This window comes from Pseudomonas sp. NFACC56-3 (assembly GCF_900100025.1).
Lineage (GTDB): Bacteria > Pseudomonadota > Gammaproteobacteria > Pseudomonadales > Pseudomonadaceae > Aquipseudomonas > Aquipseudomonas fluorescens_AA.
Genome location: NZ_FMTK01000006.1, coordinates 229,590 through 243,002 on the forward strand (window position 1 = coordinate 229,590; position 13,413 = coordinate 243,002).

Consider the following 13,413-nt stretch of genomic DNA (forward strand, 5'->3'; position numbering starts at 1 on the left):
CTCCCACAAGGGATCCTTGGTGCATGAAGATCCAGTGTGGGAGCGAGCTTGCTCGCGATGACGGACTCATGGCTTGCGAAAAAACAACAGGGGGACCTACTGCTTCCAGCGATCCGCCGCCGCATGATCACTGTCCCGCCCTTCAACCCAGCGCGGGCCGTCGACGGTGTTTTCCTTTTTCCAGAACGGCGCACGGGTCTTGAGGTAGTCCATGACAAAGGCGCAGGCGTCGAACGCCGCCTGGCGATGGGCACTGGCGGCCGCGACGAAGACTATCGGCTCGCCCGGTTCCAGGGCACCGATGCGGTGCAGCACTTCCAGCTTGAGCAACGGCCAGCGCTGCTCGGCCTCGCTGGCGATCTTGCCCAAGGCCTTTTCAGTCATGCCCGGATAGTGCTCCAGAAACATCCCGGACACGTCGAGGCCGTCATTGAAGTCGCGCACGTAACCGACGAAGCTCACCACCGCCCCCACGCCGACATTGGCCGCGTGCATCGCGTTGACTTCGACGCCCGGGTCGAACGGTTCGGCCTGCACACGAATCGCCACGGCTCAGCCTCCGGTCACGGTAGGAAAGAACGCCACTTCGTCACCGTCCGCCAGGGGCTCGTCGAGCTGGCACAGGTCTTCGTTGCGTGCGCACATCAGGTTCTGCTCCTTCAGCACATCAGCACCGTCACGCTGGGCAAGCAGCACGCGCACGTCGTCGACCGTGGCGAAATCGCCTTCCACCTTTACCGCATCCACACCGAGCGCTTCACGGTAACGGGCAAAGAACTTCACGGTAATCTTCATGACGCATCCGCCTGGAAGTGGCCGCTCTTGCCGCCGAGTTTTTCCAGCACCCGTACGCCTTCGATGGTCATGCCCCGATCCACGGCCTTGCACATGTCGTAAATGGTCAGCGCCGCAACGCTGGCGGCGGTGAGGGCTTCCATCTCCACGCCGGTCTGGCCCGACAGCTTGCAGCGGGCGACGATGCGCACCCGCTCCTCTCCTTCGGCCGTGAGTTCGACCTTGACGCTGGTGAGCAGCAACGGATGGCAGAGCGGAATCAGGTCGCTGGTTTTTTTCGCGGCCTGGATACCGGCGATGCGCGCGACGGCGAACACATCGCCCTTGGGGTGACCGCCGCTGACGATCATCTGCAGCGTGTCGGGCAACATGCGCACAAAGGCCTCGGCCGTGGCTTCACGGAACGTCACGGCCTTGTCGGTCACATCGACCATGTTGGCGCGACCTTGGGAATCGAGATGGGTCAGCACAGGGTTACTCCTGATCGGGAATGTCGATTGTAAACCTGTGGGTCAGATTCCGGCAGGGTTGATTGTCGCAGCCACTTGCGTCTCGGATTCGGAAGGCACTGCGAAACCCCTTGTGGGAGCGAGCTTGCTCGCGATGGCGGTGGGTCAGACATTTATTTTTTATCTGATACACCGGCATCGCGAGCAAGCTCGCTCCCACAGGGATTTTTGTACAGCCATAACAAACCGGGCGGCTTGAAGGCCGCCCGGTTGGGTTGGGGTTACAGGTGGGATTCGGCGTATTCGGCCAGGATCGAGCGCGGTACGCCCTGCAGGGTGATGTGGACCCCGTTGGGGAAGTCCTTGAAGCGTTCGGTCAGGTAGGTCAGCCCGGAGCTGGTCGCGGACAGGTAAGGGGTATCGATCTGCGCCAGGTTACCCAGGCACACCACTTTGGAACCGGCGCCGGCACGGGTGATGATGGTTTTCATCTGGTGCGGGGTCAGGTTCTGGCATTCGTCGATCAGGATCAGGCTCTGCTGGAAGCTGCGCCCGCGAATGTAGTTGAGGGATTTGAACTGCAACGGCACTTTGCTGAGGATGTAGTCGACGCTGCCATGGGTGCTTTCGTCATCCATGTGCAAGGCTTCGAGGTTGTCGGTGATCGCCCCCAGCCACGGTTCCATTTTCTCCGCCTCGGTGCCGGGCAGGAAACCGATCTCCTGGTCCAGGCCCTGCACGCTGCGGGTGGCGATGATGCGCCGGTAGCGCTTGCTGACCATGGTCTGCTCGATGGCGGCGGCCAGGGCCAGGATGGTCTTGCCAGAACCGGCGGCGCCGGACAGGTTGACCAGGTGGATATCCGGGTCGAGCAAGGCGAACAGGGCCAGGCTCTGGTAGATGTCGCGAGGCTTGAGGCCCCAGGCTTCCTGGTGCAGCAGCGGTTCCTGGTGCAGGTCGAGGATCAGCAGTTTGTCGACCTGGATTTCCTTGATCCAGCCGACGAAGCCTTGTTCGTCGATGATGAACTCGTTGATGTGCACGGCCGGCAGGTTGTCGATCAGTTGTACCTGGTGCCAGGTGCGGCCATGGTCCTGGCGAGTCTCGACCTTGCTCACACGGTCCCAGAAGGAGCCGGTCATGGTGTGGTAGCCGTTGGGCAACAGCGATACGTCGTCAACCAGTTGGTCGGTGCTGTAGTCCTCCGCCGCGATCCCGCAGGCGCGGGCCTTGAGGCGCATGTTGATGTCTTTGGTCACCAACACCACGGACTGGTCCTTGTTGCGCGCGTGCAGGTCGATCAACTGGTTGATGATGATGTTGTCGTTCAGGTGTTCAGGCAGCACCAGGTTGGGCTCGGTGCGCTTGCTCATCAGGATCGAAAGCAAGCCCTTGGGACCACTTTTGCCGCGCTGGATCGGCACGCCGAGCTCAACGTCTTCCGGGGAGGCATCCCCCAAGGTCTTGTCGATCAGGCGGATCGCCTGCCGGCATTCGGCCGCAACGCTGTGGTGCCCGCTCTTGAGCTTGTCCAGCTCCTCGAGCACGGTCATCGGGATGGCGACGTGGTGTTCTTCGAAGTTCAGGAGCGCGTTTGGATCGTGGATCAATACGTTGGTATCGAGTACATAGAGGATTGGCTGGTTGGAGGAAAGGCTACGTCCGTGGTCATCCATACTCGGTCACCTATCTGGGGGCCATTCGACGCAATACCGTGACAGTGCTGCGCCTCGAGGTAGCCACCGAATTCACCCGCGAGGGCTCAGGTGAACTGCACACAATCTGGGTCTTGGAAGACGCCACCTGTGTTGCAGGTTTCGGCGGTCTGACTTCTTGATACTCCAAAAACCATGACAGGAAAAAGCACTTTGACGCTTTTTTGAAGTTTATTTTTCAGAGTGACGAATAACCCTTGGCGTACCGCCGTCGCGCCGTTAAAGTCGGAAGTCCGGTCGCCATGAATGTGTCCCGGATTTTCCTCTTTCCCCAATGTTTCCGGGCTTTTCCCGGTTTCAGCGAAACGCCTCCTGACAGTCCGCCCACCCGATCCCGCTCTGAGCCGTCTGCGCCATGAGCCAGGGCATCGCCGTTTTCACCCCATCCTGCTTGGCGTTGAAATTGATCACCCCGTGGCGCCACAGCAGCATCAGGGTCAGCACACGCTGGGCGCTTTGCTCAGGCTTGAGCCGATTGCCGCTGTCCTGGGGATCGATGTCCCACAGCGCCACCTGCAGGCCCTGCTGTCGGAAAAATCCTTCGGCATCGCCACGCCGCTGGCCTTGGGGCGGGCGGAATAGCGGCACGTAGTTCTCGGGCAGCTTGCCCTTGACCAGTTCGACACTGCGCCGGACCGAATCCTGCCAATCCTGCCAATGACTGTGGGAACGGAATTCCCAGCCCTGCACACCCACGCACTGGCCCGCATACAACGCCTGGAGACTGTTGACCGAGCGCTCTTGCAACCGCGCCTGGATGTCCTTGCCCAGCACGAAGAAGGTGCCGTTCATGTTCGCCTTGCGCAGGTAGTCGGTCAGCCACGGGGTGTTGTCCGGCACGACATTGGCGGCGCTGTCGAAGGTCAACAGGAACAGCCGGTCGTTCATCTCCTCGCCGTTGCGCTCGTATTCGCCAAAACGAGCGATTTCACTGCTGGTTTGCGGAAAAAGCGCGGCTTTGCGTAGCAGTTCATCACGATATTGCGTATGAAAGATCTGGCTCGGTGCCGCCCATTTGATGTAGTAGGAGTCGTCATCGAGATGGAACCTGCGGGCCTCTTCACGCAGGGTCGCCATGTCCTCGACCAGGTAACAGAAGGACGCATCCTGATCGCAACTGCGCTGGGCGAAGTTGTAGTTGCTCAGCAACCGTTGCCACAGCCGGGCGCGAAGGGCGTCGATCGCGGCCATATTGACCGTGCGCAGCCCCAGGTACTGCTTGAGCGCGATTTCGTCCATGGCATCGACGTCCAGCAAGCCCCGGGCGAACATCAGGATCTCGGCCCGCGAGGCCACGTCGAACAGCGTCGGGCTGGTGAGTTGTTCCGGCCAGGTCGTGCGGTCCAGGGTGGCGACGTCGTTGGGCGCCGCGAGGGCGCCGAAGCTCAACAGCCAGGCCGATAACACAAGGGCGATGCGCAAAAGGGATGTCTCCATAACGAAACCCGCGCGGCATCATAGCCGATCCTGATGAGCTCATTACGGGAAGGGAGCGCGTTGTGGAAAGACAAGCTTTTGTGAAGAGACAAGCTTTTGTGGCGAGGGAGCTTGCTCCCGCTCGAGCGCGAAGCGGTCGCCCTCTTTCTTGGGGTCGCTTCGCAACCCAGCGGGAGCAAGCTCCCTCGCCACAAAAGCCCATCAACGCTCGCCCATCCATCACCTATTGCCTCGATAGCTGGAGTCCACCCGGACAACCCCCTAGAATCGCCGGACCTTCAAGGAGACGATTGCATGCTGATGGTGATTTCCCCCGCCAAGACCCTCGATTACGAAACACCGCCGGCCACCGCGCGCTTTACCCAGCCGCAGTACCTGGATCACTCCCAGGAGCTGATCGAACAACTGCGCGCACTCTCGCCGGCACAGATCAGTGAACTGATGCACGTCTCCGACAAGATCGGCGGCCTCAATGCCGCGCGATTCGGCAGTTGGACGCCAGCGTTCACCCCAGCCAACGCCAAGCAGGCGCTGCTGGCCTTCAAGGGTGACGTGTACACCGGCCTCGATGCGCAAAGCTTCGGCGAAGCCGACTTCGACTATGCCCAGCAGCACTTGCGCATGCTCTCGGGGCTCTATGGCCTGCTGCGCCCACTGGACCTGATGCAACCCTATCGCCTGGAGATGGGCACGAAGCTGGCCAATGCCCGCGGCAAGGACCTGTATGCCTTCTGGGGCACGCGCATCAGCGAATGGCTGAACGAAGCCCTGGCCGAACAAGGCGATGACGTCCTGTTGAACCTGGCGTCCAATGAATACTTCTCGGCGGTCAAGCGCAGCGCACTGAAAGCGCGCGTCATCGATACCGAATTCCGCGACTTGAAAAATGGCCAGTACAAGATCATCAGCTTCTACGCCAAAAAGGCCCGCGGCCTGATGAGTCGTTTCGTCATTGAAGAACGCATCAACGACCCTGCGGCACTCCGCCAATTCGATGTTCAGGGTTATCGCTTCAATGCACTACAGTCGAGCCAGGACAAACTAGTGTTCTTGCGCGATCATGCTCCCGAATAAGGCATAACCTTATATCGCCCCTGATCGGGGGCTTCGATCAAGCCCCGATCTGTCATCTTAGTTCCCCGCCTGTTTCGCCAGTTTCATGACGTCAATTAATCGCCCTACTCCCCCTCTAACTTTTCTTTCACTCGACACTCGTCAGTTTTTTGCGTAGTGGCACCAAAATTTTTTATCGGTAGTGGCACAAAACCATCTATCCCTCCTAACTCCCCATTAACAAAGGATGAAACGGCAAGTGCCATCATATTGAGGGCAGTGCCATCTTGGATAATATTTCGAAAAATTTCGAAAATCGCGATGAGCGGATCGGAACTATGTGAAATTGCACGGCTCATACCACCCGTAACGATTCTCACGGAGCGTGTAAGAGATGACTTACATAGGCCGTCGACCAAAGTAACCAAGTTGTCATGGCAATTTAGCGAAACGGTCGCCTATTTGGATCCATCTTATAAAGGACAGGAGATAACGCACCATTACTATCCCCTACAAGGCCAAGGCTGCGCCCCTATTAACGTGCTCACCCGAGCACACAAGCTTCTGATTTTGTGGGCTTTTGCCAGGGATCAGAGGTGAGAGACTTTTTGCACGAGCGTTCTTGATTTACAGGGACTGGCTGCATAACAGGGCAGGTCATAACAACTAGGCCGCTTTGCGCACAACTTGAGTGCACTTATTTAGACACTCGGAACTTAGTATGCCTGCACACGGCACTGTGGCGCCTGCATTCCACACTTCCGAGTGCTCGATGACCGCTGAACACTATTAACTCCGGCCATTTAATGGCGTGAAAACAGAGGTAAATGCGATGCGCATTAGCATATTTGGTTTGGGTTACGTCGGTGCAGTATGTGCCGGTTGCCTGTCTGCACGGGGCCATGATGTAGTTGGCGTGGATGTCGCCAAAGACAAAATCGACATGATCAACGCCGGCAAATCGCCGATCGTTGAACCGGGTCTTGGTGAGCTATTGGCGCAAGGCATTCAAACTGGCCGACTGCGCGGCACGACCAACTTCGCCGAGGCGATTCGCGATACTGACCTGTCGATGATCTGCGTCGGTACACCGAGCAAAAAGAACGGCGATCTGGAACTGAACTACATCGAAGCGGTGTGCCGCGAGATTGGTTTTGTCCTGCGTGACAAGACCACCCGCCACACTATCGTAGTTCGCAGCACCGTATTGCCGGGCACAGTGGCAAACGTTGTGATCCCGATCCTGGAAGACTGCTCCGGCAAGAAAGCTGGCGTCGATTTCGGTGTCGCGGTCAACCCTGAGTTCCTGCGTGAAAGCACCGCGATCAAGGACTACGACCAACCGCCGATGACCGTTATCGGTGAGTTCGACACCGCCTCCGGTGACGTCCTGCAGTCGCTGTACGAAGAGCTCGATGCGCCGATCATCCGCAAGGACATCGCCGTCGCCGAGATGATCAAGTACACCTGCAACGTGTGGCACGCTACCAAGGTGACCTTCGCCAACGAGATCGGCAACATTGCCAAGGCCGTCGGCGTCGATGGGCGTGAAGTGATGGACGTGGTCTGCCAGGATAAGACCCTGAACCTGTCCCAGTACTACATGCGCCCAGGCTTCGCCTTCGGCGGCTCCTGCCTGCCCAAGGATGTTCGCGCCCTGACCTACCGCGCCGGCGCCCTGGATGTGGAAGCGCCGCTGCTCAACTCGCTGATGCGCAGCAACGAGTCCCAGGTGCAGAACGCCTTCGACATCGTCTCCAGCCACGACAAGCGCAAAGTCGCCCTGTTGGGCCTGAGCTTCAAGGCCGGCACCGACGACCTGCGTGAAAGCCCGCTGGTGGAACTGGCGGAAATGCTGATCGGCAAGGGTTTCGACCTGAAGATCTACGACAGCAACGTCGAATACGCCCGCGTCCACGGTGCGAACAAGGATTACATCGAGTCGAAGATTCCTCACGTCTCGTCCTTGCTCAACGCCGACTTCGACTCGGTGATCGACAGCTCCGACATCATCATCCTGGGTAACCGCGACGAGAAGTTCCGCGCGCTGACCGAAAACGTCCCGGAAGGCAAGCAGGTCATCGACCTGGTCGGCTTCATGTCCAAGGCCACCAACCCGAGTGGCCGGACCGAAGGCATCTGCTGGTAAGTCTGTTTGCCGGCCGGGGCATGCCCCGGCCGGCCTTTCGCCTGCCTTAACCCATCGGGCCGCCCACAAGGCCCGCCCGAGATAGAGACGGATGCAGATTATGCACAGGCTAAAGCACGGCCTGCTTCAGGCCGCCGGTTGGCTGTTTTACTTGAGTTTATTGATGGGCATCGCCATGGCGCTGCCCACGTCCACGTTCGACTCCGAATCCAAGGACTTCATCTTCCTGATCGGCGCCGTGGGCATCTGGCGTTACTCCATGGGAGCAACGCATTTCGTGCGCGGCATGATCTTCCTGTACATCGTCTACCCACACCTGCGCCGCAAGGTCCGCAAGCTGGGCAAGGCGGCGGATCCGTCCCACGTGTACCTGATGGTCACCAGCTTCCGGATCGATGCGCTGACCACTGCCCAGGTGTATGGCTCGGTGATCCGCGAGGCCATCGACTGTGGGCTGCCCACCACCGTGGTCTGCTCCATCGTGGAAATGTCCGACGAATTGCTGGTCAAGAGCCTCTGGACCCGCATGAACCCACCTGAGCGGGTCAAGCTGGACTTCGTGCGTATCCCCGGCACCGGCAAGCGTGACGGCCTGGCCTACGGCTTCCGCGCCATCTCCCGCCACCTGCCGGACGACCGCGCCGTGGTCGCTGTGATTGATGGCGACACCGTGCTCGCCGAAGGCGTCGTGCGCAAGACCGTGCCGTGGTTCCAGCTGTTCGGCAACGTCGGCGGCCTGACCACCAACGAGTTCTGCGAAGTGCGCGGCGGCTACATCATGAGCGAGTGGCACAAACTGCGCTTCGCCCAGCGGCACATCAACATGTGCTCCATGGCCTTGTCCAAGCGTGTGCTGACCATGACCGGGCGCATGTCGGTGTTCCGCGCCACCGTGGTCACCAACCCGGACTTCATCGCCGACGTGGAAAGCGACTCGCTGCAACACTGGCGCCTGGGCCGCTTCAAGTTCCTGACCGGTGACGACAAGTCGAGCTGGTTCAGCCTGATGCGCCTGGGCTACGACACGTTCTACGTGCCCGATGCGGCGATCAACACCGTCGAGCATCCGCCGGAGAAGAGCTTCATCAAGGCCAGCCGCAAGCTGATGTTCCGCTGGTACGGCAACAACCTGCGGCAGAACTCCCGGGCACTGGGTCTGGGCATGCGCCGTCTGGGCCTGTTCACCTCGGTGGTGCTGTTCGACCAGCGCGTGTCGATGTGGACCTCGCTGCTGGGCCTGACCGTAGCACTGATCGCCAGCTTCAAGTACGGCACCGCGTTCATCCTGGTGTACCTGCTGTGGATCGGCATCACCCGGTTGCTGCTGACCCTGTTGCTGTCGTGCTCCGGTCACCGGATCGGCCCTGCCTACCCGGCGATTCTCTATTACAACCAGATCGTCGGCGCGTTGGTGAAGATCTACGTGTTCTTCCGCCTTGACCAGCAGTCCTGGACCCGCCAGCCCACCTCACTGACCCGTGATCTCGCCAGCTTTCAACGTTGGTTCAACACTTGGTCGTCTCGGACCATGACCTTCTCCGCCGGCAGCATTTTTGTCGCCGTGCTGCTGACGATGGTCTGACCGGACTTGAATGAATTAACTAGGAAATCGCCCCTATGAACACCGCCGTGAATGTCAACGTAGTGCATGAATCCGAAGCCCAGCGCCAACATGCCCGGGTCAAAATCCCGGCCAAGCTGCGCTTCTTCGGCCCCGACCGTACGCCCATGGAAGTCAAGGTCCTGGACCTGTCCGCCGGTGGGCTGTGCTTCAACGCCGGCCAACTGCCGCTCAAGGTTGGCGAGACCTACAAGGCTCGCCTGCAGTTCGTGATCGACAATCTTGGCCTGGCCATGGACGTGGAGTTGCAGATCCGTTCCTACGACCGCCAGACCGGCCGCACCGGTTGCCAGTTCCAGAACCTGGAGCCGCGGGACATCTCGACACTGCGTCACATCATCACCTCGCACCTGGCCGGCGACATCGTCGGTGTCGGTGACGTGCTGGCGACCCTGCAGCGCGACAACTTCACCAAGGCCCGCAAACAGAAAGACGAAAACGGTGGCATGAGTGCCTTGGGTCGCCTGCGCGCCGTGACCTTCAGCCTGGGGGTCTTCGTCGTTGGCCTGGCGGCGTTCGGTTTCATCTTCAAGTCGGTGTACGGCATGTACTTCGTCAGCCATGCCCAGGCCGGCCTGGTGAACGTACCGGGCATGGCTATCACCATGCCGCGCGACGGCACCGTGCAGAGCCTGGTCAAGGCCGACGGTGTGGCCGCCAAAGGCGCCCCGCTGGCGACCTTCAGCACCAGCATGCTCGACGTGCTCAAGGGTCACCTGGACGACAACCAGTTGCAGCCGGCCAAGGTCGAGGAGCTGTTTGGCAAACAAATGACCGGCACCCTGACCTCCCCGTGCGACTGCATCGTGGCCCAGCAACTGGTCGCCAACGGCCAGTACGCCAGCAAGGGCGACGTGATCTTCCAACTGGTCCCACGAGGCACCGAAGCCAACGTCGAAGCGCGCTTCTCCTATCGCCAGTTCAACGACGTGCGCCCAGGCACCCCGGTCAACTTCCAGGTCGCCGGCGAAGACACCCTCCGTACCGGCAAGATCGTCAGCAGCACCAGCCTGAAAAGTGCCGACCTGTCCTCCGATATCCGTGTGCTGATCCAACCTGACGAACCCCTGGACAGCGCGCTGGCCGGCCGTCCGGTAGAAGTCACCAGCGACCGTGGCCCGAACCTGAACTGGCTGATCGACAAAGCCATGGCCGTCGGTATTTAAGTCGAGGATATGCCCGTGACCACTCCACAAAACAACAATGCACCGCATTCCCTGTGGGAGCGAGCTTGCTCGCGATGGGATCGACGCGGTCTGTCTGGTACAGCGAGCGGCCTGCATCGTGAGCAGGCTCGCTCCCACACAGGATATGCGTTGTGTGCTCTGGCGCTGGCAGTCAGTCTCAGCGGCTGTGCCGGCCTGCCCGACCAGCGCCTGGCCAACGAAGCGCTCAAGCGCGGCGACACGGCGCTGGCGCAGCAGAACTACCAGCAACTGGCCGACCTGGGCTACAGCGAGGCCCAGGTGGGCCTGGCCGACATCCAGGTGGACAGCCGCGACCCCGAGCAGATGAAAAAAGCCGAGGCGACTTACCGCGCCGCGGCCGATATCTCGCCACGGGCCCAGGCTCGCCTGGGTCGCCTGCTGGTGGCCAAGCCCGGTTCCACCGAAGCGGAAAAACACGAAGCCGAAGGCCTGTTGAAGAAAGCCTTCGCCAACGGCGAAGGTAACACCCTGATCCCGCTGGCGATGCTGTACCTGCAATATCCCCACAGTTTCCCGAACGTCAACGCCCAGCAGCAGATCAGCCAATGGCGCAGCGCTGGCTACCCGGAAGCGGGCCTGGCGCAGATTCTGCTCTACCGCACCCAGGGCACCTACGACCAGCACCTGGATGAAATCGAGAAGGTCTGCAAGGCCGCGCTGGCGACCACGGACATCTGCTACGTCGAACTGGCCACGGTCTATCAGAAACGCGGCCAACCGGAACAGCAGGCCGCATTGCTCAAGCAGATGCAGGACGGTCACGCCCGTGGCGTCGTATCCGCCCAGCGCGTGGACAGCGTCGCCCGTGTCCTGGCCGATGCCAGCCTGGGCAAGACCGACGAAAAGACCGCCCAGTCGTTGCTCGAAGGCATCGCCCCTGGCTACCCCGCAGCGTGGGTCAGCCTGGCGCAACTGCTCTACGATTTCCCGGAACTGGGTGACGTCGACAAGATGATGCAATACCTGGAAAACGGCCGCGCCGCCGACCAGCCACGCGCCGAGCTGTTACTGGGCAAGCTGTACTACGAAGGCAAGTGGGTCCCGGCCGATGCCAAGGCCGCCGAGGCGCATTTCCAGAAAGCCGTGGGCCGCGAAGTGGCCGCCGATTACTACCTCGGCCAGATCTATCGCCGCGGTTACCTGGGCCAGGTGTACTCGCAAAAAGCCCTGGACCACCTGCTCAAGGCCGCCCGCAACGGCCAGAACAGCGCCGACTTCGCCATTGCCCAGCTGTTCTCCCAGGGCAAGGGCACCAAGCCCAACCCGGTCAACGCTTATGTATTCAGCCAGTTGGCCAAGGCGCAGAACACCCCGCAAGCCATCGAGCTTGCCCAAACCCTCGAAGCACAATTACCGCCGGAACAACTTGCACAAGCGCAACGCCTGCTACAACAAGAGCAGGCCATTCGCGGCGCAATGAGCCCCGATACGCTGGAACTGCAAGCCCTAAAAGAAGATGACGGCGAGGAACCTCTATGAAGCTTTTGAAGCTCAATCCTTTTGTGCAGGCTGGTATTGGCCTGTCGTTTGCTCTGCTGTGGTCCTGCCCGACCCTGGCGGCACTGACCGAGAGCAAGAATTTCGGCCTGGAAGTGAAGATCACCGGCCAGTCCGAAGACGACCGTGACCTCGGCACCCAGAGCGGTGGCGACGTCAACGGTGTCGGCCTGGACCTGCGTCCCTGGGTCTACGGTGAAAGCGAAAGCGGTGCCTGGAGCGCCTACGCCATGGCCCAGGCCGTGACGTCCTCCGACATCATCGAGACCGACACCCTGCAACAGTCCGATGGCAGCACCCAGCAAACCGACAGCGGCGATCGCGAAGCCAAGAAAAGCTACCTGGCCATGCGCGAGTTCTGGATCGGCTACCGCGGCCTGACCCCCTACCCGGGCGAGCAGTTGAAGTTCGGTCGCCAACGCCTGCGCAACGACGACGGCCAATGGCGCGACACCAACATCGAAGCCCTGAACTGGACCTTCGACACCACCTTGCTGCGGGCCAACCTCGGCGTGGCCGAACGCTTCAGCGAATACCGCACCGACCTCAAGGAACTGTCCCCCAAGGACAAGGACCGCCTGCACGTCTATGGCGACGTGGGCTACCAGTGGATGCCAGGCCAGTGGGCCGGTATCCGCGCCCACCATTCCCATGACAACGGCAGCCTCGACTACCCGACCCCGGGCGAGCCCACCGACACCCTGGACAAGACCCAGAACGGCGACATCTCCTGGCTGGGCCTGGAAGCCAATAGCGATGCCTACAACTGGCGCAACACCAACACCGTCAACTACTGGGCCAGCATCACCGGCATGAGCGGCGAGCGCGACACCGTCAACCCGCTCAACGCCGACGGCACGCGCCCGACAGAAGCCAAGCACAGCGATGATGTGGACGGCTGGGCCACTGACCTGGGTATCCGCTTGCGTCTCGACCCGCAATGGCAAGTCGGTGCGGCCTATGCCCGCGCCAGCGATGAGTACCAACAGAACGGCCTGCAAAGCAACCGCTCGAACTTCACCGGCACCCGCTCGCGGGTCCACCGTTTCGGCGAAGCCTTCCGCGGCGAAATGGCCAACACCCAGAGCGCCAGCCTGTTCGGTTCCTGGCAACTGCGGGACGAATATGACGCCAGCCTGGTGTACCACAAGTTCTGGCGCGTGGACGGCAACAAGCCGGTGGGTAGCAACGGCATCAACGCCGTGGAAAACAACACCGACGACGTGACCGGCGCCATCCTGTCCACCTCGACCCTGCCGCTGCGTGACGGTGACAAGGACCTGGGCCAGGAAGTCGACCTGGTGGTCACCAAGTACTTCAAGCAAGGCCTGCTGCCGGCCGCGCTGAGCCAGTCCATCGATGAGCCGTCGGCGCTGGTGCGCTTTCGTGGCGGTGTGTTCAAGCCAGGCGACGCCTACGGCAAAGAGGTCGATTCGTACATGCATCGCGCCTTTGTCGACGTGATCTGGCGCTTCTGATGCGAATGGCC

12 protein-coding genes are annotated in these 13,413 nt (G+C 60.8%); 6 read left to right on the forward strand and 6 right to left on the reverse strand.

Features of this window, described 5'->3' with window-relative positions:
- Positions 1-96 precede the first annotated feature (96 nt).
- The 5 genes from moaE to BLO80_RS11830 all read right to left on the reverse strand — a co-directional run bounded on the left by moaE (position 97) and on the right by BLO80_RS11830 (position 4,381).
- The gene (gene moaE, locus BLO80_RS11810; protein ID WP_092331920.1) at positions 97-549 is read right to left on the reverse strand and encodes a molybdopterin synthase catalytic subunit MoaE; all 453 of its coding nucleotides are present in this window, start codon (positions 547-549) and stop codon (positions 97-99) included.
- A gap of 3 nt (positions 550-552) precedes the next feature.
- Positions 553-795, reverse strand: coding sequence for a MoaD/ThiS family protein (locus BLO80_RS11815; protein WP_092331917.1), 243 nt, complete (start codon positions 793-795; stop codon positions 553-555).
- Positions 792-1,265, reverse strand: a complete 474-nt coding sequence (moaC, locus tag BLO80_RS11820) for a cyclic pyranopterin monophosphate synthase MoaC (RefSeq protein WP_092204111.1) — start codon at positions 1,263-1,265, stop codon at positions 792-794. The genes BLO80_RS11815 and moaC overlap by 4 nt, the downstream gene beginning before the upstream one ends.
- Before the next feature lie 260 nt (positions 1,266-1,525).
- Positions 1,526-2,920, reverse strand: coding sequence for a PhoH family protein (locus BLO80_RS11825; protein WP_092204112.1), 1,395 nt, complete (start codon positions 2,918-2,920; stop codon positions 1,526-1,528).
- Positions 2,921-3,256: 336 nt separating this feature from the next.
- Positions 3,257-4,381 carry a polysaccharide deacetylase family protein gene (locus BLO80_RS11830; RefSeq protein ID WP_092331915.1) on the reverse strand — a complete coding sequence of 375 codons (1,125 nt, stop codon included), beginning with the start codon at positions 4,379-4,381 and terminating at the stop codon, positions 3,257-3,259.
- A 309-nt stretch (positions 4,382-4,690) separates the two neighbouring features.
- On the opposite strand from BLO80_RS11830, the gene yaaA reads away from it, so the two are divergent.
- Positions 4,691-5,470, forward strand: a complete 780-nt coding sequence (gene yaaA / locus BLO80_RS11840; RefSeq protein WP_092204114.1) for a peroxide stress protein YaaA — start codon at positions 4,691-4,693, stop codon at positions 5,468-5,470.
- A gap of 104 nt (positions 5,471-5,574) precedes the next feature.
- Here yaaA and BLO80_RS29140 read toward each other — a convergent pair whose 3' ends face one another.
- Positions 5,575-5,808 carry a hypothetical protein gene (locus tag BLO80_RS29140; RefSeq protein WP_139196970.1) on the reverse strand — a complete coding sequence of 78 codons (234 nt, stop codon included), beginning with the start codon at positions 5,806-5,808 and terminating at the stop codon, positions 5,575-5,577.
- 473 nt (positions 5,809-6,281) lie between these two features.
- Between BLO80_RS29140 and BLO80_RS11845 the strand changes: the two genes are divergently transcribed.
- The 5 genes from BLO80_RS11845 (at position 6,282) to BLO80_RS11870 (ending at position 13,402) form a co-directional block, all read left to right on the forward strand.
- Positions 6,282-7,598 (forward strand): nucleotide sugar dehydrogenase, encoded by a 1,317-nt coding sequence (locus tag BLO80_RS11845; protein ID WP_053124910.1) that lies wholly within the window; start codon positions 6,282-6,284, stop codon positions 7,596-7,598.
- 100 nt (positions 7,599-7,698) lie between these two features.
- On the forward strand, positions 7,699-9,180 hold the full coding sequence (gene alg8 / locus BLO80_RS11850; RefSeq protein ID WP_371856603.1) for a mannuronan synthase: 1,482 nt from the start codon (positions 7,699-7,701) through the stop codon (positions 9,178-9,180).
- Positions 9,181-9,215: 35 nt separating this feature from the next.
- The gene (locus BLO80_RS11860; RefSeq protein ID WP_092331907.1) at positions 9,216-10,385 is read left to right on the forward strand and encodes an alginate biosynthesis protein Alg44; all 1,170 of its coding nucleotides are present in this window, start codon (positions 9,216-9,218) and stop codon (positions 10,383-10,385) included.
- A gap of 9 nt (positions 10,386-10,394) precedes the next feature.
- The gene (gene algK, locus BLO80_RS11865) at positions 10,395-11,906 is read left to right on the forward strand and encodes an alginate biosynthesis TPR repeat lipoprotein AlgK (protein ID WP_092331904.1); all 1,512 of its coding nucleotides are present in this window, start codon (positions 10,395-10,397) and stop codon (positions 11,904-11,906) included.
- A 5-nt stretch (positions 11,907-11,911) separates the two neighbouring features.
- Positions 11,912-13,402 (forward strand): alginate export family protein, encoded by a 1,491-nt coding sequence (locus tag BLO80_RS11870; RefSeq protein ID WP_092331991.1) that lies wholly within the window; start codon positions 11,912-11,914, stop codon positions 13,400-13,402.
- The last annotated feature ends 11 nt before the right edge of the window (positions 13,403-13,413 follow it).